The sequence below is a fragment of the Enterobacter sp. MF024 genome (assembly GCF_005843915.1).
Lineage (GTDB): Bacteria > Pseudomonadota > Gammaproteobacteria > Enterobacterales > Enterobacteriaceae > Enterobacter > Enterobacter barmai.
Genome location: NZ_VCBB01000001.1, coordinates 60,824 through 85,751, shown reverse-complemented (window position 1 = coordinate 85,751; position 24,928 = coordinate 60,824). Strand labels below are relative to the sequence as shown.

28 protein-coding genes are annotated in these 24,928 nt (G+C 54.9%); 15 read left to right on the top strand and 13 right to left on the bottom strand.

All coding sequences use genetic code 11. The annotated features are described in order from the left end of the window. Positions 1-91 precede the first annotated feature (91 nt). From FFB58_RS00475 to rimJ, 3 genes are read right to left on the bottom strand one after another with little or no spacing between them, the layout of a single operon-like run. On the bottom strand, positions 92-1,015 hold the full coding sequence (locus FFB58_RS00475) for a Gfo/Idh/MocA family oxidoreductase (protein WP_138368628.1): 924 nt from the start codon (positions 1,013-1,015) through the stop codon (positions 92-94). A 2-nt stretch (positions 1,016-1,017) separates the two neighbouring features. Then, positions 1,018-1,668: a YceH family protein gene (locus FFB58_RS00470; protein WP_138368627.1), complete on the bottom strand. Its 651-nt coding sequence runs from the start codon at positions 1,666-1,668 to the stop codon at positions 1,018-1,020. A 9-nt stretch (positions 1,669-1,677) separates the two neighbouring features. Continuing rightward, positions 1,678-2,262 carry a ribosomal protein S5-alanine N-acetyltransferase gene (rimJ, locus tag FFB58_RS00465; RefSeq protein ID WP_039028904.1) on the bottom strand — a complete coding sequence of 195 codons (585 nt, stop codon included), beginning with the start codon at positions 2,260-2,262 and terminating at the stop codon, positions 1,678-1,680. Positions 2,263-2,620: 358 nt separating this feature from the next. On the opposite strand from rimJ, the gene mdtH reads away from it, so the two are divergent. The 9 genes from mdtH (at position 2,621) to FFB58_RS00420 (ending at position 9,323) form a co-directional block, all read left to right on the top strand. Then, complete coding sequence (gene mdtH / locus FFB58_RS00460; RefSeq protein ID WP_138368626.1) at positions 2,621-3,829, top strand: multidrug efflux MFS transporter MdtH; 1,209 nt, start codon at positions 2,621-2,623, stop codon at positions 3,827-3,829. 122 nt (positions 3,830-3,951) lie between these two features. Continuing rightward, positions 3,952-4,512, top strand: coding sequence for a lipoprotein (locus FFB58_RS00455; protein WP_039028902.1), 561 nt, complete (start codon positions 3,952-3,954; stop codon positions 4,510-4,512). A 109-nt stretch (positions 4,513-4,621) separates the two neighbouring features. Further along, on the top strand, positions 4,622-5,668 hold the full coding sequence (pyrC, locus tag FFB58_RS00450; RefSeq protein WP_138368625.1) for a dihydroorotase: 1,047 nt from the start codon (positions 4,622-4,624) through the stop codon (positions 5,666-5,668). A gap of 74 nt (positions 5,669-5,742) precedes the next feature. Further along, positions 5,743-5,988: a DNA damage-inducible protein I gene (gene dinI / locus FFB58_RS00445; protein WP_138368624.1), complete on the top strand. Its 246-nt coding sequence runs from the start codon at positions 5,743-5,745 to the stop codon at positions 5,986-5,988. Positions 5,989-6,260: 272 nt separating this feature from the next. Beyond that, entirely contained in the window at positions 6,261-6,515 is a 255-nt protein-coding gene (bssS, locus tag FFB58_RS00440; protein WP_039032340.1) for a biofilm formation regulator BssS, read from the top strand. A gap of 116 nt (positions 6,516-6,631) precedes the next feature. Beyond that, positions 6,632-7,750 (top strand): N-methyl-L-tryptophan oxidase, encoded by a 1,119-nt coding sequence (solA, locus tag FFB58_RS00435; protein ID WP_138368623.1) that lies wholly within the window; start codon positions 6,632-6,634, stop codon positions 7,748-7,750. A gap of 56 nt (positions 7,751-7,806) precedes the next feature. Next, complete coding sequence (locus FFB58_RS00430) at positions 7,807-7,920, top strand: DUF2770 family protein (protein ID WP_138368622.1); 114 nt, start codon at positions 7,807-7,809, stop codon at positions 7,918-7,920. Between the two features lie 259 nt (positions 7,921-8,179). Next, positions 8,180-8,746 carry a cytochrome b gene (locus FFB58_RS00425; RefSeq protein ID WP_138368621.1) on the top strand — a complete coding sequence of 189 codons (567 nt, stop codon included), beginning with the start codon at positions 8,180-8,182 and terminating at the stop codon, positions 8,744-8,746. Between the two features lies 1 nt (position 8,747). Further along, on the top strand, positions 8,748-9,323 hold the full coding sequence (locus FFB58_RS00420; RefSeq protein WP_138368620.1) for a YceI family protein: 576 nt from the start codon (positions 8,748-8,750) through the stop codon (positions 9,321-9,323). A gap of 39 nt (positions 9,324-9,362) precedes the next feature. On the opposite strand, the gene FFB58_RS00415 is transcribed toward FFB58_RS00420, so the two are convergent. Beyond that, the gene (locus FFB58_RS00415; protein ID WP_039032337.1) at positions 9,363-10,412 is read right to left on the bottom strand and encodes a rhodanese-related sulfurtransferase; all 1,050 of its coding nucleotides are present in this window, start codon (positions 10,410-10,412) and stop codon (positions 9,363-9,365) included. A 221-nt stretch (positions 10,413-10,633) separates the two neighbouring features. On the opposite strand from FFB58_RS00415, the gene FFB58_RS00410 reads away from it, so the two are divergent. The 3 genes from FFB58_RS00410 (at position 10,634) to FFB58_RS00400 (ending at position 13,430) form a co-directional block, all read left to right on the top strand. Further along, on the top strand, positions 10,634-11,560 hold the full coding sequence (locus FFB58_RS00410) for a Kdo(2)-lipid IV(A) acyltransferase (RefSeq protein ID WP_138368619.1): 927 nt from the start codon (positions 10,634-10,636) through the stop codon (positions 11,558-11,560). 146 nt (positions 11,561-11,706) lie between these two features. Continuing rightward, positions 11,707-12,957 carry a multidrug efflux MFS transporter MdtG gene (gene mdtG / locus FFB58_RS00405; protein WP_039032346.1) on the top strand — a complete coding sequence of 417 codons (1,251 nt, stop codon included), beginning with the start codon at positions 11,707-11,709 and terminating at the stop codon, positions 12,955-12,957. Positions 12,958-13,055: 98 nt separating this feature from the next. Beyond that, complete coding sequence (locus FFB58_RS00400; protein ID WP_039032335.1) at positions 13,056-13,430, top strand: MysB family protein; 375 nt, start codon at positions 13,056-13,058, stop codon at positions 13,428-13,430. On the opposite strand, the gene FFB58_RS00395 is transcribed toward FFB58_RS00400, so the two are convergent. From FFB58_RS00395 to mdoG, 3 genes are all read right to left on the bottom strand, one after another. Continuing rightward, positions 13,431-13,658, bottom strand: coding sequence for a YceK/YidQ family lipoprotein (locus tag FFB58_RS00395; RefSeq protein ID WP_039032334.1), 228 nt, complete (start codon positions 13,656-13,658; stop codon positions 13,431-13,433). A gap of 120 nt (positions 13,659-13,778) precedes the next feature. Then, on the bottom strand, positions 13,779-16,307 hold the full coding sequence (mdoH, locus tag FFB58_RS00390; protein ID WP_138368618.1) for a glucans biosynthesis glucosyltransferase MdoH: 2,529 nt from the start codon (positions 16,305-16,307) through the stop codon (positions 13,779-13,781). Further along, complete coding sequence (mdoG, locus tag FFB58_RS00385) at positions 16,300-17,835, bottom strand: glucans biosynthesis protein MdoG (protein WP_138368617.1); 1,536 nt, start codon at positions 17,833-17,835, stop codon at positions 16,300-16,302. Before mdoG ends, mdoH begins: the two co-directional genes overlap by 8 nt. A 273-nt stretch (positions 17,836-18,108) precedes the next feature. Here mdoG and mdoC point away from each other — a divergent pair, with 273 nt between their 5' ends. Then, positions 18,109-19,269 carry a glucans biosynthesis protein MdoC gene (gene mdoC, locus FFB58_RS00380; RefSeq protein WP_138368616.1) on the top strand — a complete coding sequence of 387 codons (1,161 nt, stop codon included), beginning with the start codon at positions 18,109-18,111 and terminating at the stop codon, positions 19,267-19,269. A 34-nt stretch (positions 19,270-19,303) separates the two neighbouring features. On the opposite strand, the gene FFB58_RS00375 is transcribed toward mdoC, so the two are convergent. From FFB58_RS00375 to csgB, 6 genes are all read right to left on the bottom strand, one after another. Continuing rightward, positions 19,304-20,788, bottom strand: a complete 1,485-nt coding sequence (locus FFB58_RS00375) for a phospholipase D family protein (RefSeq protein ID WP_171029929.1) — start codon at positions 20,786-20,788, stop codon at positions 19,304-19,306. Then, positions 20,724-21,266 carry an O-acetyl-ADP-ribose deacetylase gene (ymdB, locus tag FFB58_RS00370; protein WP_039032330.1) on the bottom strand — a complete coding sequence of 181 codons (543 nt, stop codon included), beginning with the start codon at positions 21,264-21,266 and terminating at the stop codon, positions 20,724-20,726. Before ymdB ends, FFB58_RS00375 begins: the two co-directional genes overlap by 65 nt. An 85-nt stretch (positions 21,267-21,351) precedes the next feature. Then, positions 21,352-21,648: a type 1 fimbrial protein gene (locus tag FFB58_RS00365; protein ID WP_286172409.1), complete on the bottom strand. Its 297-nt coding sequence runs from the start codon at positions 21,646-21,648 to the stop codon at positions 21,352-21,354. Between the two features lie 159 nt (positions 21,649-21,807). Further along, positions 21,808-22,134: a curli assembly chaperone CsgC gene (gene csgC, locus FFB58_RS00360; RefSeq protein ID WP_039032344.1), complete on the bottom strand. Its 327-nt coding sequence runs from the start codon at positions 22,132-22,134 to the stop codon at positions 21,808-21,810. Positions 22,135-22,193: 59 nt separating this feature from the next. Beyond that, complete coding sequence (csgA, locus tag FFB58_RS00355; RefSeq protein WP_039032328.1) at positions 22,194-22,643, bottom strand: curli major subunit CsgA; 450 nt, start codon at positions 22,641-22,643, stop codon at positions 22,194-22,196. A gap of 40 nt (positions 22,644-22,683) precedes the next feature. Next, on the bottom strand, positions 22,684-23,133 hold the full coding sequence (csgB, locus tag FFB58_RS00350; RefSeq protein WP_039032327.1) for a curli minor subunit CsgB: 450 nt from the start codon (positions 23,131-23,133) through the stop codon (positions 22,684-22,686). Between the two features lie 743 nt (positions 23,134-23,876). On the opposite strand from csgB, the gene csgD reads away from it, so the two are divergent. Both csgD and csgE read left to right on the top strand, forming a co-directional pair. Next, positions 23,877-24,527 (top strand): biofilm master transcriptional regulator CsgD, encoded by a 651-nt coding sequence (gene csgD, locus FFB58_RS00340; RefSeq protein ID WP_039032326.1) that lies wholly within the window; start codon positions 23,877-23,879, stop codon positions 24,525-24,527. Between the two features lie 4 nt (positions 24,528-24,531). Next, complete coding sequence (gene csgE / locus FFB58_RS00335) at positions 24,532-24,921, top strand: curli production assembly/transport protein CsgE (protein ID WP_039032325.1); 390 nt, start codon at positions 24,532-24,534, stop codon at positions 24,919-24,921. The last annotated feature ends 7 nt before the right edge of the window (positions 24,922-24,928 follow it).

The window sequence follows — 24,928 nt, the reverse complement described above, 5'->3', positions numbered from 1 at the left end:
GAGGCGCTGCGCTTACCCGGCCTGCAAGACAATAAACGCGCCTAGTCTACTCGTAAAAACGCGAATTGCTATGGGCAGATGTTACAGCGGGTTATTCGCTCATGGCATCGCGCCAGAGCTTCTCCACGATGCGCTGGGCGCGGATCGCCTGTTCGCCCGATGTTTCAGGAACCGTCTGATTTTGCACGCATTCGATAAAGTGGCGCGCGCAGCCGGCAAAACCGCGCTGCTCCAGGGTGCTTTGCCAGCCCGGTATCGCCGGCGTGACCACGCCCGCTCCCCGCTCTTCGCGCCATTCGCGCATGTCGGTCACGTCCAGCAGCGCCCCGTCCGTTACCGCCTGGATCCACTCCCGCTGGCTCCCTGCCCGACGGTGCATGGAGGTGGTCACCTGTAGCGTTCCCGTACTGAAATGGTGCTCGGCATAGACCATCTCCCCCTGCTCATTGGTTTGCAGGGTACCGCCGGTCAGCTGCGCGTTATCCCCCGCCAGCCACAGGGCGGTGTCCACCACGTGCAGATAGTCATCGAGAAGGGTAAAACGCAGATCGTTGGGCCCGATGCTGTCGGCGCGATGCTTGTCCATCCGCAGCGATGCCGCACCGTTCAGCTGGGTTTTGAGCTGCTGGTAGAGCGGCGCAAAGCGACGGTTAAAGCCGACCATCAGGGTCAGTTTCTTCTGCGCGGCGAGGTCAATCAGCCGCTCGGCGTCGACCAGATTGTCCGCCAGCGGTTTATCGACACAAACGTGAACCCCGGCATGCAGCAGCTCGCTGACCACCTGATAGTGGGTGGCGGTGGAGGTATGGACAAAGACCGCATCACAGGCGCGGGCCAGCTCCTGCAACGATTCGTAGTAAGGCATGCGTACCGACTCGCAGATCCGCAAAGCCTTATCCCGGGACGGCGACCAGGCGCCCTGCAACGTCCAGTCTGACGCGGCGCTCAGCACCGGCAGCCAGGCTTTCTGGGCGATACCGCCCAGCCCTACCACGCCCACTCGTAATTTTGTCACCGTTAATCTCCCAGATGTGCCAGCAGCGAATCGAGGCGCTGCCTGAGTTCTTCGACTTCATTTTCCAGCGCTTCCACGCGGGCCAGTAAGGTTTCGTCGGTTGCCGGCGCCACGGCTTCCACCGCCGCGACGACGGTTTCAACCTCACCGCTGAAGAGATGCATATAGCGGCTTTCACGCTTGCCGGGCTCGCGCGCCAGACGCAGGACAAACGGGCCATCCTCCCGGGCGGCCAGCCCTTCGAGAGTCTGCTCCACTTCCTGCATATCGGCGAACTCATGCATGCGCGCGGCGCGGGTGCGCAGCTCACCCGGCGTCTGGGCGCCCCGCAGCAACAGGGTCGCGACGATCGCCACTTCGGCGGCGCTCAGCTTCAGGGCACCAAACTCGGAGTTGCAAAAACGCTGCTCATATTTGGTCACGCGATTGCCAAAACCGCTGACGGTGCGCAGGTAGTGGCGTTTGACCAGCGCATCGAGCTGATCCTGCACCTCATGCTCGGCCAGGTTCATCACCGGTTCACGGTTGGTCTTCTGGTTGCAGGCCAGGGTGACGGCATTCACCGAGAGCGGATACTGTTCCGGGGTGGTGACCTGCTTCTCCAGCAGGCAGCCGATGACGCGCGCTTCTGTGGCGGTTAATTGATATTTCATCTCTGTTCCTTAGCGCCCCGCGCTCCACTCTTTGGTTGTCAGCGCCGTCAGGACATGATCGCGCCATTCGCCGTCAATCAGCAGGTAGTCTTTGGCGTAGCCCTCTTTTTCAAATCCGAGGCGCGCCAGCAGATCGCCGCTGCGCTGATTGTGCGGCATATAGTTGGCCATAATGCGGTGCATATGTTGGGTACGTTGCATATAGCGGATCGCCGAGGTCAGCGCCTCGAACATCAGCCCCTGCCCCTGCCATTTTTGTCCGATGGAGTAGCCCAGATAGCAGGCGTGAAACGAGCCCCGCACCACGTTAGAGAAGTTGGCGATGCCGATAATCTCTTTTTCATCGGGATCCAGCAGGGCAAAATAGAACGCCGAGCCCTGCTTGTGAAACTCGGCAATCATGCTCAGCCGGGCCTGCCAGCCGGAGGGATAGCAGTGGCTCTCATCCCGTACGGGTTCCCAGGGTTTTAAAAACTGACGATTCTCAGCGTAGTAGTCCGCCAGCCGCCAGGCATCACGCTCATGCACGAGGCGAACCACCAGCCGGTCGGTCGTCAGGCGCACTTTCGGCACATTACTGCGATAGCCAAACATGGATACAACTCCTTCATGTTACAACCTTGACCCGTTAGCTTTACTATACCTGCGCCGCTGCCTTTCGGGAAAACAGTGACATACCATTTTGAAGACTTTTCACATTTTTCGATGAAAACCCTCAATCAAAGTACCCTTTTGATAAAAAAATATTGTCGCCTGCGCTGTGGGAAAAAACCGGCCGACACCGCAGAATATTAGCGCGCTCATCATCTTGATACCCTAAATAATTCGAGTTGCAGGAAGGCGGCGACGCAGCGAATCCCCAGGAGCTTACTCCGGTAAGTGACAGGGGTGAGCGAGGAGGCCAACGCACCGGCAACTTGAAGTATGACGGGTATCTTTGCCTGGAGGGGAAATGTTTCGTATATCACAGGCCCGGAGCCTGGGTAAATATTTCCTGCTTGTCGATAACATGCTGGTTGTCCTCGGCTTTTTTGTCGTTTTTCCGCTTATTTCGATTCGCTTTGTCGATCAGATGGGCTGGGCGGCATTAATGGTCGGCATTGCGCTGGGTCTGCGCCAGTTCGTTCAGCAGGGGCTGGGGGTGTTTGGCGGCGCGATTGCCGACCGCTTTGGCGCGAAACCGATGATTGTCACCGGCATGCTGCTGCGGGCGGCGGGCTTTGCCACCATGGCGATCGCTCACGAGCCCTGGCTGCTGTGGGTCTCCTGTATCGTCTCAGGGCTTGGCGGCACCCTGTTCGACCCGCCGCGTACGGCGTTAGTGGTCAAACTGATCCGCCCTCAGCATCGCGGGCGCTTTTTCTCGCTGCTGATGATGCAGGACAGCGCCGGTGCGGTGGTGGGTGCGCTGCTGGGAAGCTGGCTGCTGCAGTATGATTTCCGTCTGGTCTGCGCCACCGGCGCGGTGCTGTTTATCCTTTGCGCGGCGTTCAATGCGTGGCTGCTGCCCGCGTGGAAACTCTCCACCGTCAAAGCACCGGTGCGGGAAGGGCTCGACCGCGTCTGCCGCGACAAACGCTTTATCACCTACGTCCTGACGCTGGCGGGCTATTACATGCTGGCGGTGCAGGTGATGCTGATGCTGCCGATCATGGTCAACGATATCGCTGGCTCTCCGGCGGCGGTAAAGTGGATGTACGCCATTGAGGCCTGTCTCTCCCTCACCCTGCTCTACCCTATCGCCCGCTGGAGCGAAAAACGCTTCCGCCTTGAGCACCGCCTGATGTCGGGGCTGCTGATCATGTCCCTGAGCATGTTGCCTGTCGGGATGGTGGGCTCGCTGCAGCAGCTGTTTATCCTGATCTGCACCTTCTACATTGGCTCAATCATTGCTGAGCCCGCCCGCGAAACCCTTAGCGCGCAGCTGGCGGACGCCCGTGCGCGGGGCAGCTATATGGGCTTTAGCCGTCTCGGGCTGGCGATTGGCGGCGCGCTGGGCTATGCCGGCGGCGGCTGGCTATTCGACGCCGGGAAGGCCTTCAACCAGCCTGAGCTGCCGTGGGTGATGCTGGCCCTTATCGGGGTGATGACCTTCTTCGCGCTGGGCTGGCAGTTCAGCCACAGACGCACAGCCCCCGGTATGCTGGAGCCCGGTGCCTGACCGAGTCTCAGGCACTATTCCTGTTCTTCGCCGTTATCAGTTTTTTCTGCTGGTCTGGCTGGCTGTCCCCTGACATACTTGCGCGTCAGGATTGAAGCGCTGACATCATGTCGAGGAAAACCATGAAAAAATTTGTTATTGCCACTGCGTTGATCGTCAGCGGCCTGCTGGTTGGTTGTAATCAGCTTACCCAGTACACCGTCAGTGAGCAGGAGATCAACCAGGCCCTGCAGAAGCGCAATAACTTTGCGAAAGATATTGGCGTTCCGGGCGTGGCCGATGCGCATATCGTCCTGACCAATCTTACCAGCCAGATTGGGCGTGAAGAGCCGAATAAAGTGATGCTCTCCGGCGATGCCAGCCTGGACATGACCTCGCTGTTCGGCAGCCAGAAAGCCAATATCAAGCTGAAGTTAAAAGCGCTGCCGGTCTTCAATAAAGAACAGGGCGCTATCTACCTGCAGCAGATGGAGATCGCCGACGCCGTCGTGTCGCCGGACAAGATGAAACCGGTTCTGCAGACGCTGATGCCGTACCTGAACCAGTCCCTGCAGAACTACTTTAATCGCCAGCCCGCTTACATCCTGAAAGAAGATAACAGCAAGGGTGAAGCGCTGGCGAAAAAATACGCAAAAGGTATCGAAGTGAAGCCGGGTGAGATTGTTATCCCCTTCGTCGATTAACCTCTGAGGCGCTCCGGCGCCTTTTTTTACAGAAAAGAGTGCAAACGAAAACGTTTCCCTCTATTCTTTGTGTCCGGCAAAAATCATCTCACCCAGCCGGAGCCTATCCATGACTGTACAATCCCAGGTTTTGAAAATCCGCCGCCCAGACGACTGGCATATCCATCTTCGCGATGGCGATATGCTGAAAACCGTCGTGCCGTATACCAGTGAAATTTATGGCCGCGCGATTGTCATGCCAAACCTGGTGCCGCCAGTCACCACGGTCGACGCGGCGATTGCCTATCGCCAGCGCATTCTTGATGCCGTGCCTGCCGGTCACGATTTTACCCCGCTGATGACCTGTTATCTGACCGACACGCTCGATCCCAATGAGATTGAACGCGGCTTTAACGAAGGGGTCTTTACCGCCGCCAAGCTCTATCCGGCCAACGCCACCACCAACTCCAGCCACGGTGTCACCAGCACTGATGCGATTATGCCGGTACTGGAGCGCATGGAAAAACTGGGCATGCCGCTGCTGGTGCACGGCGAAGTGACCCATGCCGAGATCGACATTTTCGACCGCGAAGCGCGTTTTATTGAAACCGTGATGGAGCCGCTGCGCCAGCGTCTGCCGGGCCTGAAAGTGGTGTTTGAGCACATCACCACCAAAGACGCCGCGGAATACGTGCGCGATGGCAATGAGCTTCTGGCTGCCACCATCACCCCGCAGCACCTGATGTTCAACCGCAACCACATGCTGGTGGGCGGCGTGCGCCCTCACCTGTACTGCCTGCCGATCCTCAAACGCAACATCCACCAGCAGGCCCTGCGTGAGCTGGTGGCCAGCGGCTTTGAGCGCGCTTTCCTCGGCACCGATTCCGCGCCGCACGCCCGTCATCGCAAAGAGGCCAGCTGTGGCTGTGCAGGCTGCTTTAACGCCCCGACGGCCCTTGCCAGCTACGCCCAGGTGTTCGACGAGATGAACGCCCTGCAGCACTTTGAGGCGTTCTGTTCCCTGAACGGGCCGCGCTTCTACGGTCTGCCGGTGAACGAAACCTTCGTTGAACTGGTGCGCGAAGAGAGCAGTGTGGTGGAGTCGATCGCCCTGACCGACGACACGCTGATCCCGTTCCTCGCGGGCGAAACCGTTCAGTGGACGGTGAAGCGTTAAAAATTGTTTGTCCCCTGTTGTAAGTTCAACAATATAACTGTATAAATAAACAGTGTATTACACAGGGGGCAACTATGCGTATCGAAGTGACCATTGCCAGAACAACTGCTTTACCTGCCGGAGCGCTGGACGCGCTGGCGGGTGAACTCTCCCGCCGTATAAATCACTCCTTTCCCGAACGCGATGGTGCTGTCACCGTGCGTTATGCGGGGTCAAACAATCTGTCGGTAATTGGTGGCGCAAAAGAAGATAAAGAGCGCATCAGCGAAATTTTACAGGAAACCTGGGAGAGCGCTGACGACTGGTTTATTACCGATTAAATTTTCTCCTTCATTGTGTTTTTTTGCCGGGTCGCCCCGGCTTTTTTTCGTCTGATCAAGCCAGGCGCAAATAATCTGTTTGAGTCCATCAAAAATCATCAGCAAGGTGATGTTTTAATGTTCAAACAATCCTAAAAGCGATAAAAAAGTGGTGCTCCCTGTTTCTTTTTCCCTTCAGAAGCCTTATTTATTGATATACTGAAATTGCTTCAGAAAAACACGCATTGAACCTCACAGTCGTTGTCTTTTTAACACGTATTCAGGGGGTTATGATGGAAAAGAATAATGAAGTCATCCAGACACATCCACTTGTTGGCTGGGATATCAGCACGGTAGATAGCTACGACGCACTGATGCTGCGTTTGCATTACCAGACCCCAAATCACCCTGACACCGAAGAAGCGGAAGTTGGGCAGACCCTGTGGTTAACCACAGACGTCGCACGCCAGTTTATTTCTATTTTAGAAGCCGGTATTGCAAAAATAGAATCCAGTGACTACCAGGAAAATGAGTATAAGCGGCATTAGTATAATGTCTGAATCTCACCCCAAAGGCACCTGACGGTGCCTCACTTATTTCCCCCTTGTATAACCGCCCTGTCTTAATTACCCTGCTAACCAACGAAACGCGTAAAGAGATCCCCATGAAATACGACCTTATTATTATTGGCAGCGGATCTGTCGGTGCAGCGGCAGGTTATTACGCAACCCGGGCAGGCCAGAATGTGCTGATGATCGATGCTCATATGCCGCCCCACACCGAAGGCAGCCATCACGGTGATACCCGTCTGATGCGCCACGCGTACGGTGAAGGTGAGCGCTATGTGCCGCTGGTTTTACGCGCGCAGGCGCTGTGGGATGAACTGGCGCAAATCAGCGCTGAGCCGGTCTTTGAACGCACGGGCGTGGTCAACCTCGGGCCGTCGGATTCACAGTTTCTGGCCACCGTGGAGCAAAGCGCCCGTCAGTTCAGCCTCAATCTCGAGCGCCTGGACGCCGCAGCCATCATGAAGCGCTGGCCTGAGATTAACGTCCCCGAGGATTACATCGGCCTGTTTGAAGCCGAATCGGGCGTACTGCGCAGCGAACTGGCGATTAAAACCTGGATTGCGCTGGCGAAAGAGGCCGGTTGCGCCCAGCTGTTTAACTGCCCGGTGACCGCCATTACCCACCATGACGACGGCGTCACCGTCGAAACGCCGGAAGGCCCGTACAGCGCAAATCGCCTGCTGGTGAGCGCGGGGACCTGGGTTTCGCGTCTGGTGCCGGGTCTCCCGGTGCAGCCGGTGCGCAAAGTCTTCTCCTGGTTCCAGGCCGACGGACGTTACAGCCACCAGAACCACTTCCCTGCTTTTACCGGCGAACTGCCGGACGGCGATCAGTTTTACGGCTTCCCGTCCGAGAAAGATGCCCTGAAGATTGGCAAACACAACGGCGGCCAGGTCATCAACTCTCCGGAAGAGCGCAAGCCGTTTGGCGCTTACCCTGGCGATGGCTCAGAAGCCTTTAAATTCCTGCGTAACGTCCTTCCCGGCATCGGCGGCCTGCTGCACGGCGCAGCCTGCACCTACGACAACACCCCGGATGAAGATTTCATCATTGATACCCTGCCAGGCCATGACAATACGCTGCTGATCACCGGTCTGAGCGGACACGGTTTCAAATTTGCCAGCGTGCTGGGTGAGATTGCCGCGCAATTCTCTTTGCAGATCGACCCGCCGTTTGATCTCACGCCTTTCTCCCTGTCGCGCTTTAGCCGATAATGCTGTCAGGCTTCGGGTTTCCGAAGCCTTTCATTCATCCTCTCATCGGTATCTTCATGCGTCGTATCGTTAATTATCTGGTCAATAATATTCGCGAGCATCTGATGCTCTATATTTTGCTGTGGTCGCTGCTGGCACTGCTGGATATTCTCTACTTTGTATTTTTCTGATGAAAAATACTGACAAAAATTGACACTTCTTCAGATAACTATAATTTCACAATAAATTATTTGAACATCATAAAATCGTCACAACCCGCCAAAATCAGCCATAACACTAGCTATTAACAACCACATTGACTATAAACGTCAATTTTATTTCAAAATAACTGAACGAATAAAATTAATAATAAATATCTGTAAATATCATTTGCATTAATGTTTCCCCCACGCCATTTTTAGCGCTTGATAATTAATAACGGTACTCACAATGCAGGTGCGTAATTCCCCCACACGCTATGGCGTTATTTCCATGAGTTTGCACTGGCTGATGGCTATTGCGGTTTATGGCATGTTTGGCCTGGGCCTCTGGATGGTGACCCTCAGCTATTACGACGGCTGGTATCACCAGGCACCGGAGCTGCATAAAAGCATCGGGTTTATGCTGATGCTGGCGCTGGTGGTGCGACTGCTGTGGCGCCGTTTCTCCCCTGTTCCTCCGGCGCTGAAGAGCCAGTCGCGCCTCACGCGTCTCAGCGCCGCCGCCGCCCATATCGCGCTGTACGCAATCTTGTTCGCCATTCTGATCAGCGGGTATTTGATTTCTACCGCCGACGGCAAACCGATCAGCGTCTTTGGCCTGTTTGACGTGCCCGCCCTGCTGGCCGATGCCGGCGCACAGGCCGATCTGGCCGGCACCGTGCATTTGTGGCTGGCATGGGGCGTGGTGAGCCTTTCCGTACTGCATGGTCTTGCCGCCATGAAACATCACTTTATCGACAAAGATGCCACCCTGACACGTATGTTGGGCAAAGCGTCACCTGACTCTGGAGCATAAAATGAAGAAAAGCCTGCTGGGATTAACCTTAGCGTCTCTGCTGTTCACCACCGGCGCCGCCGTGGCAGCGGACTACAAAATTGATAAACAAGGCCAGCACGCCTTTGTGAACTTCCGTATTCAGCATCTGGGTTACAGCTGGCTGTACGGCACCTTCAAGGATTTCGATGGCTCCTTCACCTTCGATGAGAGCAACCCAGCGAACGATAAGGTCAATGTGACCCTGAACACCAACAGCCTCGATACCAACCATGCCGAGCGCGACAAGCACCTGCGCAGCGCGGATTTCCTCAACGTGGCGAAATACCCGCAGGCAACCTTCACCTCAACGGAAGTGAAAAAGGATGGCGACGGTCTGGATATTACCGGCAACCTGACGCTGAACGGCGTGACGAAGCCGGTAACGCTGGATGCAAAACTGATTGGCCAGGGTGACGATCCGTGGGGCGGCAAGCGCGCAGGGTTTGAAGCCTCAGGCAAAATTCACCTGAAAGACTTCAATATCACTACCGATCTGGGCCCGGCGTCGCAGGACGTTGAGCTGATCATTTCGGTGGAAGGGGTTCAGCAGAAGTAATACCCTCGCCCGGTCACAGGACCGGGCAAGGTTTCAGGATCATTCCGGGTCAGGAATGCCGAGGCGGGTGTTCAGACGACCACGCGACTTATTGAAGATCTTATTGCCATTCTCGCGTCCGGCACGACGGCGGCGCTGCTCCTCTTCAGGCAACACGCTCTCCTCGCTGCACAGCTCGCTACAGCAGCCGTTAAACTTCTCCGCACAGGCCGGACACTGAATAAACAGCAGATGACAGCCGTCATTTTTGCAGTTGGTATGGCTGTCGCACGGTGTGCCGCACTGGTGGCAATGGGCAATCACATCATCAGAGATACGCTCGCCCATGCGCTCGTCAAAGACAAAGTTCTTGCCGATAAAACGCACCGGCAGCCCCTGCTCGCGCGCGCGACGGGCATACTCGATGATCCCGCCTTCGATATGCCAGACTTTGTTAAAGCCGTTGTGCTTCATGAATGCGCTGGCTTTTTCGCAGCGGATCCCGCCGGTGCAGTACATGACAATTTTCTTGTCCTTGTGCTCCTGCATCATCTCGACGGCTTTCGGCAGTTGTTCACGGAAGGTGTCCGCCGGGATCTCAAGCGCGTTTTCAAAATGGCCCACTTCATATTCGTAGTGGTTGCGCATATCGATAAACACCGTATCGGGATCGTCCAGCATGGCGTTCACTTCCGCCGCTTTCAGGTAATCACCCACGTCGCTGGCGTCAAAGGTCGGGTCGTCAATGCCGTCCGCCACAATGCGCTCGCGCACTTTCAGACGCAGCACCCAGAAGGATTTACCATCATCGTCCAGAGCGATGTTCAGGCGCAGGCCGTCCAGCGCCGGATCGAAACCGTACAGGAAGGTGCGCAGCTCATCGACCTTGCTTTCAGGCACGCTGATTTGGGCATTGATACCTTCATGGGCCAGATAGATACGGCCAAATACGTTCATCGCGGTTAAGGCTTTATACAGTGCGTCGCGGGTTGCCTGCGGATTAACGATGGTGAAATATTTATAGAACGAGATCGTCGTGCGCGGCTCGGTTTCAGCCAACATGCGCGCTTTCAGCTCTTCGTTCGAAATGAGGTTGTGTAACACTGGCATGGTGTACGGTTCCTGCAATCGTAGTGAGAATGAAAATCGGTCGGCATGATATAGCAAACATTGGCAATTTACATCCCTTCATTTTGCGCTACATTTCACAGGTTAAATTATCCGGGAAATAACATCTGCTGTAATAATGACCAATCCATTGGCATGCGTTTTGGTTATGAATGGAAAAATGCGACACTAGGACAACAGGACGTATCAAAAACAGGAACGACATGACTCAACTACCTAAATTTTCCATTGCACTATTACATCCTCGTTACTGGCTGACCTGGGCTGGCATCGGTTTATTGTGGTTACTGGTGCAACTGCCCTACCCGCTGATCTACCGCATTGGCTGCGGCCTGGGTCGACTGGCGATGCGCTTTATGTCACGCCGCGCCCGCATTGCCCGCCGCAATCTGGAACTCTGCTTCCCGGAGATGAGCGAGCAGGAGCGCCACGACATGGTGGTGAAAAATTTCGAATCCGTCGGCATGGGACTGATGGAGACAGGGATGGCCTGGTTCTGGTCTGATAAGCGCATGGCGCGCTGGTCGGAAGTGACCGGCACCGGCATGGATCCGGTACACAATCTGCAGGAAAATAAAACCGGCGTGCTGCTGATCGGCGTCCATTTTCTGACGCTGGAGATCGGCGCGCGGATGTTTGGCATGCAGGCACCCGGCATTGGGGTTTACCGTCCGAACGATAATCCGGTGATCGACTGGCTGCAAACCTGGGGCCGGATGCGCTCCAACAAGAGCATGATTGACCGTAAGGATCTCAAGGGGATGATCCGCGCCCTGAAGTCAGGGGAAGTGATCTGGTACGCGCCCGACCATGACTACGGCCCAACCGCCAGCGTCTTTGTGCCCTTCTTTGCGGTAGACGAGGCAGCCACCACCACTGGCACCTGGACCCTTGCCCGTCTGTCGAATGCGGCCATTGTGCCGTTCGTGCCGCGCCGTAAATCCAACGGCAAAGGTTATGAGCTGATGATGCTGGAGCCGGAGTGCGCTCCGCCCCTGGACGATGCCAGAACCACGGCCGCGTGGATGAATGAGGTGGTGGAAAAATGCATTCTACTGGCCCCGGAACAGTACATGTGGCTGCATCGCCGCTTCAAAACCCGCCCGGAAGGCGTCCCTTCCCGCTATTGATTCCCCCCTGCGGCCGCCATGGCCGCAGCCTCCCTTGAGCTTATAATGCTCTCCGCCATTGCAGCAATCATCACCCAGGCGCATAATTAGCAGGCTTATTACCTTCTTTTATAATGATGCCGCTGCGCATCATAACGCGGATAGCTATGTCTCCCTCAGAAACGCCAATAAACTGGAAGCGGAACCTTACGGTTGCCTGGCTGGGCTGCTTTCTCACGGGTGCCGCCTTTAGCCTGGTGATGCCTTTCCTGCCCCTCTACGTCGAGCAGCTCGGCGTCAGCGGCCACAGCGCGCTCAACATGTGGTCCGGGCTGGTGTTCAGCATCACCTTTCTCTTCTCCGCCATCGCGTCACCCTTCTGGGGCGGACTGGCCGACCGCAAAGGCCGTAAAATTATGCTGCTGCGCTCGGCGCTGGGGATGGCCATCATCATGCTGCTGATGGGGATGGCGCAAAATATCTGGCAGTTTCTGATTTTGCGCGCGGTGCTGGGGCTGCTGGGCGGCTTTGTGCCCAATGCCAACGCGCTTATCGCCACGCAAATCCCCCGCCATAAAAGCGGCTGGGCGCTGGGAACCCTCTCCACCGGCGCGGTAAGCGGCGCCCTGCTCGGCCCGCTGGCGGGCGGTTTACTGGCGGACAGCTACGGCCTGCGCCCGGTCTTCTTCATTACCGCAGGCGTGCTGTTTGCCTGCTTCCTGCTGACATGGTTCTGTATCCGGGAAAATTTCACCCCGGTGCCGAAAAAAGAGATGCTTCACGCCCGCCAGGTCTTCGCTTCGCTGAAGAATCCCCGGCTGGTCATAAGCCTGTTTGTCACCACCATGATTATTCAGGTGGCTACCGGCTCTATCGCGCCGATCCTGACGCTGTACGTGCGCGATCTGGCCGGACACGTCGGCAATATCGCCTTTATCAGCGGCATGATTGCCTCGGTGCCCGGCGTGGCGGCCCTGATCAGCGCCCCGCGGCTGGGGAAACTGGGGGATCGGATTGGCCCGGAGAGGATCTTGATTGTCGCCCTGGTGATCTCCGTCCTGCTGCTCATTCCGATGTCCTTTGTGCAGTCGCCGTGGCAGTTGGGCGTGCTGCGCTTTTTACTCGGTGCAGCCGATGGTGCCCTGCTGCCTGCGGTGCAGACCCTGCTGGTCTATAACTCCACCAACCAGATTGCCGGGCGCATCTTCAGCTACAACCAGTCATTCCGCGATATCGGCAACGTCACCGGCCCTCTCCTCGGGGCGGGTATTGCTGCCAGCTACGGTTTTCGCGCGGTGTTTATCGTCACCGCCTGCGTGGTGATGTTTAACGCGGTTTACTCGTGGTTCAGTTTGTCGCGGGCGGTGCGTCGGCCAGCGGTTATTTCTGAGTCAGATAAGGTCTCATTGTCCGAATAAGACAACCTCGTGACGGCTTTTGCCGCTTTCATACTTGCAATTATGGAGAATCAGCTATTCTTTCCCTGAATACCACGTCAATTCACAGGGAGACGCCGATGACTATGTTTGCCACTTTAGAGGAAGCGATTGATGCCGCGCGCGAAGAGTTTCTCGCCGATAATCCAGGCATTGAGGAAGATGACGCGAATATTGAACAACTCAATATTCAAAAATATGTCATGCAGGATGGGGACATTATGTGGCAGGCCGAATTTTTTGCCGATGACGGTGAAGATGGCGAATGCCTGCCCGTACTGAGCGGCGAAGCGGCTCAGGCGGTGTTTGATGGCGATTATGACGAGATTGAGCTGCGTCAGGAGTGGCTGGAAGAAAACACCCTGCACGAATGGGATGAGGGTGAATTTCAGCTCGAGCCGCCGCTGGATACCGAAGAGGGTCAAACCGCAGCGGATGAGTGGGACGAGCGTTAATTATTCATAGGGCCCATGCTGAGCGTCGATGGGCAGCAGTAACGTATCAAAGACCAGCGAGAACGGCAGATCCAGTATCGTCAGGTAGCGCCATGCGGAGTCGCGGACATCCCATTGCACGCCCGGGTAATATTGATTGCCGTGCCCCTGTCCCGGGACCGCCCGGCTGATAATGCTGCCGCAGCCGCTCAGTAATAACGCCATTGTTATGACGATGAAAAATCTCATCCCGTACCTCAAAAGATAAAAATACCGGCCCTGGAGCCGGTATTTATTTGCCCGGCGGCGCTGCGCTTGCACGGGCCTACAGGTTTTGTAGGTCGGGTAAGCGCAGCGCCACCCGGCGCATCACTTCCCTTTCAACGCCTGCGGATTCAGCTTCAGCGTTTGATAATGGTTCACCCATGAAGAGTATTTCTCCGGAGCGGACCACACACGATGATGCAAACGCGCCATGGTCACAGGGTCGCTCAGCAGCACCAGACGACGATCGCGGTTCAGCTTCTCCGGCGTCTCGTTCAGCGCCTGCTCAACGTGACGATCGCGGGCGATCTCCAGCACACGGCTGGCACGGTGACGGGCTGTCGCCATCGCGATAGCCAGGGCGTTGAATGACGGGTTAAACACCGCGTGCATAAAGCCATCTTCCAGCGAACGGCTGCGATTGAGCTCCAGATAGCGGTCGGTATCCACCAGCACCTGCGGCGGGGAGTACTCTTCCGGGATCAGGAACAGTTTCCAGCGTTTGGTGCGCAGACCCACCGTCGAGCGGCTGGAGATCACCGACACGAACGGCGACAGGATCAGCGAGAAGACAATCGGCGCCAGCCAGAACAGGAAGCGCAGATCCAGCCACGCCATGCCCACCGCCCAGACCAGACCCAGCAGCATCTGGGAACCGTGACGCATAAAGGCTTCGCTCCACGGGGTGGAGTCGTCGTCACGCTGCGGCGAATTCCAGACCACTTCCCAGCCGAGGAACGCGCTGACCACGAAGACGGTGTGGAACAGCATACGCACCGGCGCCAGCAGCACGGAGAACAGCACTTCCAGCAGCAGGGAGAGGGTCACGCGGAAGAAACCGCCGTACTCCTTCGAGCCCTTGCACCAGATCAGCACGATACTCAACAGCTTCGGCAGGAACAGCAGCACCATCGTCGAGGCAAAGAGCGCTATCGCCAGCTCAGGACGCCACTGCGGCCACACCGGGAACAGCTGGCGCGGCTGCAGGAAGTACTGCGGCTCGGTCAGGGCGTGAACCACCTGCAACGCGGTCGACAAGGCCAGGAACATAAACCACAGCGGCGCGGAGAGGTAGGACATCACGCCGGTCAGGAACACGGCACGGTGTACCGGGTGCATCCCTTTCACGAGGAACAGACGGAAGTTCATCAGGTTCCCGTGACACCAGCGGCGGTCACGCTTCAGTTCATCCAGCAGGTTCGGCGGCAGCTCTTCATAGGAGCCCGGCAGGTCGTAGGCGATCCACACTCCCCAACCGGCACGACGCATCAGCGCGGCTTCCACGAAGTCATGCGACAGTATTGAGCCCGCAAACGAGCCTTCACCCGGCAGCGGTGCCAGCGCACAGTGCTCAATGAACGGCTGGACGCGGATAATGGCGTTATGACCCCAGTAGTGCGACTCACCCAACTGCCAGAAGTGCAGACCGGCGGTAAACAGCGGTCCGTACACGCGGGTAGCAAACTGCTGGCAACGGGCGTACAGCGTATCCATGCCCGACGCTTTTGGCGACGACTGGATGATCCCGGCATTCGGGTTAGCTTCCATCAGGCGCACAAGGCCCGTCAGACACTCACCGGTCATCACCGAGTCGGCATCCAGCACCACCATATAGCTGTACTGATTGCCCCAGCGACGGCAGAAGTCATCGATGTTGCCGCTTTTACGCTTCACGCGACGGCGACGACGGCGGTAGAAGATCTGCCCTTCGCCCTGCACTTCGGCGATCAGCTCCATCCACGCCTTCTGTTCTGCCACGCAGATGTCCGGGTCGTAGCTGTCACTCAGGATGTAAACGTCGAAGTGTTCGGCGTTGCCGGTAGCTTTCACCGACTCCCAGGTGGCGCGCAGGCCGGCGAAGACACGATCCACGTCTTCGTTACAGATAGGCATGATCAGCGCCGTACGGTGTTCAGGATTAAGGGGTTCATCCCCTACCGTCGAGTGCGAAATGCTGTACTTATCCCGGCCTATCAACAGCTGCAGGAAGCCCATCAGCGCGGTCCAGAAACCGGCCGATACCCAGCAGAAGAGAATGGCGAACAGCAGCAGGATGCCGCTTTGCAGAATGTACGGCAGCAGCTGCATAAACGACACCAGCAGATCCTGGTCGAACATATCGGCAGGATTGATCAGCGCCCAGCCCTGGTAAGGCAGAATGGTCTTCATATACCAGGTGGCGACGACGGTCTGCGCGATGGTCAGCAGCAGCAGGATGTAACGGCGAATACTCCCGACGGTACGCCATTTTTCCTCGCTGGCCTGCTGCTCTTTAGACAGGCGAGAGAGGTAGCGCGGGTTGGTGTCGCGACCGCGCAGGCGATCCCAGAAACGGCCCACCGGGTTGGTGCGCCACGGATCCGGGAACATCGACGAGCGCGTCGCTTTCGGCATCGCCTCAAGCTGGGCGCGCCCTTCGTCATCGCGAATCAGCTGGCCTTCGGCCAGTGAATCGGGCCAGGCCTGCTCGAGACGGCTTTTCACCGAGCCCAGCGGGGTATCATCTTCACGGGTAAACGGATGATGATCGGCATCCAGCGCGGTATGAACCGCACTGATGTCACCCTTCGGCAGTGCCGCCTTCTCGATATCGGTCAGCGGCATGGCATCGATATACTCAGTTATCTTATTCATTGGCAGGTAGCTGATAGCTCCAGGTTTCACTCAACGGCTGGTCTGCGTTCACCAGAGCGGCGCGCATTTCAGTCGGCTGTTTCGCGTCTTTTACCTTCACGCGCAGGGTTAAACGCCAGCCTTTGGTGACCGGGTTATAACGCACGCTGTTCTCAACGATTTCGCCGTTATCACCAATGCTCGCCTGAGCGGTGACCGGGGTTTCCGGTGCCAGTTTTTTCATATCCTGGCCGGTGAAATCGACAACAAACGCGATGGTGCCATCAGGCTGGCGAATCAGATTAGACTGTTTCACATCACCCGTTGAACGGCGGGTCTGCAGCACATACGCGCTTTCTGGCGCATGCAGCTTGTCTTCATCGCGGCTCATGGTGATGCTGTAGTTGAAGTTCATCTCTTTGCCGGCTTCCGGCAGCTGGTCCGGCGTCCAGTAGGCGACGATGTTGTCGTTGGTTTCGTCGTTGGTCGGGATCTCTACCAGCTCAACTTTACCTTTGCCCCAGTCGCCTTTCGGAGTGATCCAGGCGCTCGGGCGCAGATCGTAACGATCGTCCAGATCTTCAAAGCGGGAGAACTGACGACCGCGCTGCAGCAGACCAAACCCCTGCGGGTTTTCCATGCTGAAGCTGCTTACCGCCAGGTGTTTCGGGTTGTTCAGCGGACGCCAGATCCACTCGCCGTTTCCGGCCAGGATCGACAGACCGTTAGAGTCATGCAGTTCCGGGCGGAAGTTGCTGACTGAAGACGGCTGGTTTGGCCCGAACAGGAACATACTGGTCAGCGGCGCTACGCCCAGTTTGCCAACCTTGTCGCGCAGATAGACTTTAGACTGCACGTCGACCACGGTATCGCGGCCCGGAATAATGACAAAGCGATAGGCACCGGTTGCGCGCGGGGAATCCAGCAGCGCATAGATGGTCAGGCGTTTGTCCGTTGGTTTTGGACGCTCGATCCAGAACTCGCGAAAGCGCGGGAACTCTTCCCCGGAAGGCAGGGCGGTATCAATCGCCAGACCACGCGCAGAGAGGCCGTAAACCTGGCCGCCGCCGATCACACGGAAATAGCTTGCCCCCAACATGCTGACAATTTCGTCGTTTTTATCTTTACTGTTGATGGGATAAAGCACTTTAAAGCCCGCGAAGCCCAGATCTTTCACGGTGTCTTTGTCGTGTTGTACGTTGCCGAAATTGAAATAGTCCGGGCTATACTTGATTTTGCGTACCGCGTTAGAGGTCACTTCATTAATGGTGACCGGCGTGTCGAAGTACATCCCCTGGTGATAAAACTCGAGCTTGAACGGGGTCTTAATTTTATTCCAGTACGCTTTATCGTGATTAAACTGGATCTGCTGATAGTCCGCATATTTCATGTCGCGGAAAACGGAGGGTAAGTTACTTTTTGGCGCTTCGTACCCTTTACCGGCCATCGATTTTGCCTGTTTTGCGACGTCGTCGATGGTAAAGGCCAGGGCCGATGAGGTATACAGAGACAACAGGACTGCCGCTCCTAACCAACGCATTTTCATCATTTGTGGTTTATGTTTCATAATAAGTAAGCACTTCCCCCTTTGTGTGCTTATATCGATCCGATCCATTTTAATGGAAAATCAGGCATTCCGACAACATAATCACCGCTTTGTTCAGCGTGCTGGCTCATGGATTAAGCAAGTGAAAGTAACCCGTTTTCACTTTGCGTGCTTATCCTGGAGACAGTGTGTCAGACTTCGTGTAGGGTTGGCACCGAATGTAAACACTATTGGTCTTAGGGATAAGACGAAAAGTCTGAGAATGCGCAACGTTATATGAGTACCGTACCCGCACAACGCGAATATTTCCTTGATTCTATCCGGGCCTGGCTCATGCTGCTGGGTATCCCGTTTCACATTTCCTTGATTTATTCGAGCCACGTCTGGCACGTCAATAGTGCGGAGTCGTCATGGTGGCTGACGCTGTTTAACGATTTTATCCACTCCTTCCGGATGCAGGTCTTTTTCGTTATTTCTGGCTACTTCTCTTACATGCTTTTTTTGCGCTACCCGCTTAAGCGCTGGTGGAAAGTGCGCGTGGAGCGCGTCGGCATTCCGATGCTTACCGCGATTCCCCTGCTGACGCTGCCGCAATTCATTATGCTGCAGTATGTCAAAGGCAAAGCCGACACCTGGCACAGCCTGTCGCTGTACGATAAATACAACACGCTGGCCTGGGAGCTGGTCTCGCACCTGTGGTTCCTGCTGGTGCTGGTGGTGATGACCACCGTCAGCCTGTGGCTGTTCAGCCGTATGCGCCATCATCTGAGCGCCCGCTCGGACGCGTTTTTTGCCGATATCAGCTGGGGCAAACTGTCAGTGCTGTTTCTGGTGCTGGGTATCGCGTATGCCGCGCTGCGCCGCACGCTGCTCATCGTCTGTTCGCCGATCCTCAGCGATGGCCTGTTTAATTTCGTGGTGATGCAGACCCTGTTCTACCTGCCTTTCTTCCTGATCGGCGCGCTGGCCTTTGTCCATCCGAAGCTGAAAGCCCTGTTCACCACGCCGTCGCGCGGCTGCACTCTTGGGGCGCTGCTGGCGTTTATCGCTTACCTGCTCAACCAGCGTTATGGCAGCGGCGATGCGTGGATGTATGAAACCGAAAGCGTGATCACCATGCTGCTGGGTCTGTGGATGGTCAACGTGGTCTTTGCCCTGGGTCACCGCCTGCTGAACTTTAAATCCGCGCGCGTCACCTATTTCGTTAACGCCTCGCTGTTCATCTATCTGGTGCACCATCCGTTGACGCTGTTCTTTGGCGCGTACATCACGCCGCATATCAGCTCAAACCTGCTCGGCTTTATCTGCGGCCTGGTCTTTGTGGTAGGGATTGCGATTGTGCTCTATGAAATCCATCTGCGTATTCCGCTGCTGCGCTTCCTGTTTTCGGGCAAACCGGCCACGAAAGCGAATAACACCCCGCAGGCCACCAGCTAAGCCGTTGTGCGCCGGTCGCTGAACCGGCGCGTCATCACAGCAGCCACTCTACCGGCAGCCAGTAAACCAGACGCACCAGAACCCGCTGCCAGAAGCGGGTTTTGGGCTCCTTTTTATGCACGATCTCCTGCCCGTCCTTGCGCTCGATCCAGTTCAGACGCCCGAGCTTATCCAGCCGAATTTGCCAGGCTTCGTGACGCTGGCTGCGCACGAACCGGGTATGGATCAGTCTCGCCAGCTTCTTGCTCTCGATGACAAAACCCATCTCGGTATTGAGCATGGTGGAGCGGGGATCAAAGTTGAGCGAACCAATAAACACTTTCTCGCCGTCGACGCTGAACGTCTTGGCATGCAGGCTGGATCCGGAGTTCCCGGTGATCCCGCGGTCGTGCGCCGGCGGGACACCGTCCTGGGTGGGCTTCAGCTCATAGAGCTCGATGCCGTGACGAAGCAATTTTTTGCGCCAGCGGGCGTAGCCGGCATGAACCACAGAGACGTCGTTGGCGGCCAGCGAATTGGTCATGATGGCAACCTTAACCCCTTTGCGCACCATCTGCAGCAGCAGCGCCACCCCGGCCCGGGTCGGCACAAAATAGGCCGAGATAATCGTAATTTGCTCCACCGGTGAGCCCATCACGTCCAGTAAGCGCTGCGGCAACAGGGAGTGGCGTTTCGCCCTGCCCTGCCCTTTACGCGGATCGTCGCTAAGCAGCCGGGTTTTAGCCCAGATCAGCGGTAAATTGCCCGCTTCAAGATTGGTAATAAAGTCGCTGGACTGGAGTTTATCCAGATAGCGCCGGGTAATATCGTCCCGGTACCACTCCTCCGGCGGATGAATTTTATCCTCGATTTCGGCTTCAGAGAGTTCCAGAACCTGCTGGAGCGTGGAGACCGACGCGCAGTTCCAGTAACGCTCAAAATCATCTGCGACGTCCTGCACCACGGGACCGGTCGCCATCACATCCAGATCGGAAAAGAGCGGCTCTTCGCCCGCGCCAAAATAGGCATCGCCGACGTTGCGTCCGCCAATGATGGTGACCTCGCCGTCGACGGTAAAACTCTTGTTGTGCATCCGGCGGTTAAGTCGCGCGAAATCGGTGAGATAACCCAGCGCGCGCAGGGTGCGGAAGGAGAAAGGATTGAACAGCCGGACAGAAAAATTAGGGTGTGCGTCCAGCAGGCGCAGGATGCTGTCCAGCCCCTGGGTGTTGTTATCATCGAGCAACAGGCGAACGCGTACCCCGCGCATGGCGGCGGACAACAGTACGGAAAACAACAGCCGTCCTGACATGTCGTCTTCCCAGATGTAGTACTGAACATCTAACGTCTTTTCCGCCATCTCCGCCAGCCGGTAGCGGCAGGCGAAGGCGTCGAGACTGTTATCAAGGGGAAGAAGGCCGCAAAGTCCAGGGTGAGCGGAGCTGACCGGCGCAATAGCACGCCCCAGTCGCGTATTATGCGTCGGTTTCCTGTCCTCGTTGGGTAAGCAGTCGCTGGTATAGCCGGGCATTTTCTTCATCATAACAGACAAAGTATACCCGCTCCGGCAGAGGCTTGCGGGTGAGATAATCCGAAACCGTGTTTACGGCGATTTCTGCTGCTGCCGCACGGGGATAACCGTAAACGCCAGTGCTTATTGCGGGGAATGCCAGGGTGCGGTAACCGTTGGCTGCCGCCAGATTCAGGCTGTTGCGGTAGGCCTCTTCAAGGATACGTGCTTCATGCTGCTCTCCCCCATGCCAGACGGGGCCGACGGTGTGGATCACCGCTTTGGCGGGCAGATCGCCTGCGAGGGTAATCACCGCGTGCCCCGGGGCGCACTCGCCCTGCTGCTGGCGCACCAGCTTGCAGGCCTCAAGCAGAGCGGGTCCCGCCGCCCTGTGGATAGCGCCGTCCACGCCGCCCCCGCCCATTAAGGAAGGATTGGCAGCATTGACCACCACATCAACATGCAGCGTGGTGATATCACCATGAAAGACTTCAATTCGGGAGTACATAAGCAACCTCTGGATACCGCTTTTTTCTTAAGTGTATCGCAGAGGTTGGGTTGTGGCAGCCAGGTTGACAGAAAACGGCTCCGCCTTAGCGGTAATCAACCTGCACGATGGCGAGAGATTTTTGCGGGTTAATGTACTTCATGCTGACGGTCGCGCGGTCTGCAGCGGGAACATTGCCGTTGATCGCCTCCTGATAGCTTACCTGTTGGGTCGTCATCTTTTTATCCTGCGGGCAGGTAATGGACAACCTGTGTGAATCAGGCGTGATATTGCACGGGTCTTCAACAATCTGTCCGGTGAAATGAATAACATTGGCGAAAGCGGGAGCGAGCGTTACGGCAAACAAAGACGCTGCTGCAAGGGTAGTACGGAACGAAACCATCGGTATACTCCTCAATGACAATCGTCCCTGATCCTTAAACAACGTGCCCTCACAGGGGGCTATCGGCTGGCATCGACGACGCCAGCAACATGAGAATAACAATGGAATAACATTTTCGCCACATCAATTAATGCATTGATTTTATGAATATTTCAACCATTAGCCTTTAGACGGCGGCCACTGCTGTGATAAGTGCAGCGATTTCCCATCCGACACCGTCACAATGACGTTGACCTTGTCATTGGGCCCGGAATTGAGGGTCATGCGGGAAAGGTTGACCGTTTTATTAGCTGGCAATGAGACGGTGTTTTGCTGGCGCGAGGTGCTCTGCCCACCGGGGCCGCTGCGCGAGGTGAGGATCTGCACCTGGCATAAGCAGGGTTCCGTAACGGTCACCTGAGGAATAATAGTGACCATCTCACCTTCGGTGGAGGTCTGAAAGGTAATCTGACTGGTTAGCGCGGCAAGCAATAAAAGTGTATTCATCATTTTCTCCCAAAAAAAAACAGGGCCTCAGCCCTGTTTTTCGACGTTCAGCGGCAGTATTAGTACTGGCCAGCAGTCACGGTGTTGCCGAAGCCAACCTGAGTAATGTTAGCAGTAGCGCCGTTCATAGTTTGACGAAGATCGACTTCGTTACGGCCACCAGACTGGCTAACAGTCGCAGAGAGGTCACGACCGCTCCACTGGCTGATGGTCGCTTCGTTACCCTGGCCACGCTGGGTCAGGCTGATTTCGCTGCTGTCAGCGCCCTGAGACAGGTCAGCATCGTTACCGAAACCATTCTGACGAACAGTAATTTCAGACCCACGTGCATCGCTTTGCAAAGCGTCCACATTGTTACGGCCACCGTATTGATAAACGGTCAGCGATTCTGGGCTGACGTTGTTATTTCCGCCACCACCATGGTTATTACCCCATTGTGGAATAGAACCAGCCATAGCACTGCCAGAAACCACGATTGCTGCAATTACTGCCACTTTTAAAAGTTTCATTGTAAAGCCCCCATCGGATTGATTAATTATCGCCCAATAGCTAGCGTTGAATAACGCGAATCGCCATCTGCGACTGTCTCTGCACTACAACTGCCGTTTTTTGCGTACCATACTGCGTAATATTCGCTTTATTACCAGAACCTTTCTGAATAATCACTGCGGTATTACCATATGCACCTTGATTAATACTCGCATTGTTCGAGTTCCCTTTTTGATCTATATAGGCAAGGTTGTAACTGCCTGATTGATCAATGTTCGCCCGATTATTTCCGCCCTCCTGAGAAACGACAGATAACAATTTCTGACCTTGCTGTTGAACGTTGGCATTGTTATTCACACCAGTTTGTCCAATGATAGCTGCCTGGTTATATGAGGATCTGCTTAGCTCATTAACCGCGAAATTGTATTCTGACGCTGCTAAATCAGTCGTTGCGAAAACAAATCCAGGTGCACCCAGTAATGTCAACATCAATAACAACTTGTTCTTCATGTTATCACCCTGGACCTGGTGGTATAATAACTGCGTTAACAAGAACAAATATTTTGTTAACCCGGCGTTACGATGAAGAGTATGTCTGCCGAAACAATTTTAATATCTCACCCGCCAGTTGTATTTTTATTCTTTCGTTCACCCCAAAGTATTAAATAAAATTAAATACTGTGGCGATACAACGATTTTAGAGGGGTGCAAAAAGCGTCTTTTTCAGTTTGCAAAAATCAAAATCGTCAATTCGGCAGATTTGCCGTTTCGTCTGCTCTGCAGAAGGGAAAACGGGATATATCCATGATTGCGTGACAAACCTCGTGATTTCTTAAGACGTTTACACATTGTAAAAATAGACTTAGCTTTTTGAACAAGCTCATACCTGACTACACATATTGACAAAATAATATAACCTATAAAAATCATAAAGTTATCGTTATTTGTATGATTTTTAAAATGTGTGCATCAATAACAATGTGTACAACTTTTTAATGATTCCTAAGCAATTCATGAACTCATTTTTTACAAAGTAATATTGATTTTTACATCTTGTTACACGTTTAACACTTGCTTTAAAAATCGTAATAGCTAGATTGAAAACAGAAGTTCGGCATTGTTAATTTTATTTTCCCTTCTCTCAAGGGATATGGTCTTTCTTCTACACACAGCAGTGCACATCTGTCAGTACTTCTGGTGCCCCCAATATATATTGGGGGCAGCTGCCAGATGTTCAAAAAAGGGGTTTCATCATGTTTAATGAAGTCCAAAGCTTGCATGGTCAGACTTTATTGTTAGTCACCAAACCTTCTTTACAGGCGACAGCTTTACTACAGCATTTAAAGCATAGCTTAACGTTGAGCGGAAAATTGCATAGTATTCAACGCTCTTTCGATGACATTGCTCCTGGCAGCATTATTCTTTTCGATATGATGGAAGCGGATAAAAAGCTTATCCAATACTGGCAAGATATTTTAAGCAGGAAAAACAACAATATCCGTGTGTTGTTGTTAAATACTCCCGAAGAATACCCATTCAGGGATATTGAAAGTTGGCCACATATCAACGGTGTCTTTTATGTCAACGAGGACGAGACACGCGTGGTGGATGGCCTGCAGGGAGTACTGCGTGGGGAATGCTATTTTTCGCAGAAACTTGCCAGCTACCTCATCACGCATTCCGGAAATTATCGCTATAACAGTTCAGAGTCCGCTTTGCTGACCCATCGCGAAAAAGAGATTCTGAATAAATTACGTATAGGTGCTTCAAATATTGAAATCGCCCGTTCGTTATTTATCAGCGAAAATACGGTTAAGACCCATCTTTATAATCTTTTCAAGAAGATAGCTGTCAAAAACCGGACTCAGGCGGTTTCATGGGCGAATGATAACCTCAGGCGTTAACAGTATGAAACGCACAATGAGTTGGATTACCGCAGCAGGCCTGTGGCTTGCTGCCGGGAATCTTCATGCGGTTGAAGTTGAGATACCTGGATTGTTAACTGACCACACCGTCTCGGCTGTCGGCCATGCTTTCTATCGTGGCTTTAGCGACAAATGGGAAAGTGACTATCCCGGTAACTTAACGATCAATGAACGGCCCAGTGCACGATGGGGAAGCTGGATCACAATAACGGTTAATCAGGACGTTATTTTCCAGACCTTCTTATACCCCTCGAAAACTGACCTGGATAAAAACGTGGTCTTTGCTCTGGCTCAAACCGAAGAGGCATTAAATCGTCTGCAGATCGATAAGGCTCTGCTGAGTACCGGCGATTTAGCGCAAGACGAATTTTAATTCGGAG

What these genes read in the sequence shown, in the direction of transcription:
- FFB58_RS00365 (WP_286172409.1), bottom strand. Translation starts at nt 21,648, where the DNA reads ATGGTTTCGTTCCGTACTACCCTTGCAGCAGCGTCTTTGTTTGCCGTA.
- FFB58_RS00395 (WP_039032334.1), bottom strand. Translation starts at nt 13,658, where the DNA reads ATGAGATTTTTCATCGTCATAACAATGGCGTTATTACTGAGCGGCTGC.
- FFB58_RS00425 (WP_138368621.1), top strand. Translation starts at nt 8,180, where the DNA reads ATGCAGGTGCGTAATTCCCCCACACGCTATGGCGTTATTTCCATGAGT.
- FFB58_RS00420 (WP_138368620.1), top strand. Translation starts at nt 8,748, where the DNA reads ATGAAGAAAAGCCTGCTGGGATTAACCTTAGCGTCTCTGCTGTTCACC.
- FFB58_RS00430 (WP_138368622.1), top strand. Translation starts at nt 7,807, where the DNA reads ATGCGTCGTATCGTTAATTATCTGGTCAATAATATTCGCGAGCATCTG.
- FFB58_RS00375 (WP_171029929.1), bottom strand. Translation starts at nt 20,788, where the DNA reads ATGAAGAAAATGCCCGGCTATACCAGCGACTGCTTACCCAACGAGGAC.
- bssS (WP_039032340.1), top strand. Translation starts at nt 6,261, where the DNA reads ATGGAAAAGAATAATGAAGTCATCCAGACACATCCACTTGTTGGCTGG.
- mdoG (WP_138368617.1), bottom strand. Translation starts at nt 17,835, where the DNA reads ATGATGAAAATGCGTTGGTTAGGAGCGGCAGTCCTGTTGTCTCTGTAT.
- rimJ (WP_039028904.1), bottom strand. Translation starts at nt 2,262, where the DNA reads ATGTTTGGCTATCGCAGTAATGTGCCGAAAGTGCGCCTGACGACCGAC.
- csgA (WP_039032328.1), bottom strand. Translation starts at nt 22,643, where the DNA reads ATGAAACTTTTAAAAGTGGCAGTAATTGCAGCAATCGTGGTTTCTGGC.
- FFB58_RS00470 (WP_138368627.1), bottom strand. Translation starts at nt 1,668, where the DNA reads ATGAAATATCAATTAACCGCCACAGAAGCGCGCGTCATCGGCTGCCTG.
- mdtH (WP_138368626.1), top strand. Translation starts at nt 2,621, where the DNA reads ATGTTTCGTATATCACAGGCCCGGAGCCTGGGTAAATATTTCCTGCTT.
- FFB58_RS00455 (WP_039028902.1), top strand. Translation starts at nt 3,952, where the DNA reads ATGAAAAAATTTGTTATTGCCACTGCGTTGATCGTCAGCGGCCTGCTG.
- FFB58_RS00400 (WP_039032335.1), top strand. Translation starts at nt 13,056, where the DNA reads ATGACTATGTTTGCCACTTTAGAGGAAGCGATTGATGCCGCGCGCGAA.
- ymdB (WP_039032330.1), bottom strand. Translation starts at nt 21,266, where the DNA reads ATGTACTCCCGAATTGAAGTCTTTCATGGTGATATCACCACGCTGCAT.
- mdtG (WP_039032346.1), top strand. Translation starts at nt 11,707, where the DNA reads ATGTCTCCCTCAGAAACGCCAATAAACTGGAAGCGGAACCTTACGGTT.
- csgD (WP_039032326.1), top strand. Translation starts at nt 23,877, where the DNA reads ATGTTTAATGAAGTCCAAAGCTTGCATGGTCAGACTTTATTGTTAGTC.
- mdoC (WP_138368616.1), top strand. Translation starts at nt 18,109, where the DNA reads ATGAGTACCGTACCCGCACAACGCGAATATTTCCTTGATTCTATCCGG.
- csgB (WP_039032327.1), bottom strand. Translation starts at nt 23,133, where the DNA reads ATGAAGAACAAGTTGTTATTGATGTTGACATTACTGGGTGCACCTGGA.
- mdoH (WP_138368618.1), bottom strand. Translation starts at nt 16,307, where the DNA reads ATGAATAAGATAACTGAGTATATCGATGCCATGCCGCTGACCGATATC.
- csgC (WP_039032344.1), bottom strand. Translation starts at nt 22,134, where the DNA reads ATGAATACACTTTTATTGCTTGCCGCGCTAACCAGTCAGATTACCTTT.
- pyrC (WP_138368625.1), top strand. Translation starts at nt 4,622, where the DNA reads ATGACTGTACAATCCCAGGTTTTGAAAATCCGCCGCCCAGACGACTGG.
- csgE (WP_039032325.1), top strand. Translation starts at nt 24,532, where the DNA reads ATGAAACGCACAATGAGTTGGATTACCGCAGCAGGCCTGTGGCTTGCT.
- FFB58_RS00415 (WP_039032337.1), bottom strand. Translation starts at nt 10,412, where the DNA reads ATGCCAGTGTTACACAACCTCATTTCGAACGAAGAGCTGAAAGCGCGC.
- dinI (WP_138368624.1), top strand. Translation starts at nt 5,743, where the DNA reads ATGCGTATCGAAGTGACCATTGCCAGAACAACTGCTTTACCTGCCGGA.
- solA (WP_138368623.1), top strand. Translation starts at nt 6,632, where the DNA reads ATGAAATACGACCTTATTATTATTGGCAGCGGATCTGTCGGTGCAGCG.
- FFB58_RS00410 (WP_138368619.1), top strand. Translation starts at nt 10,634, where the DNA reads ATGACTCAACTACCTAAATTTTCCATTGCACTATTACATCCTCGTTAC.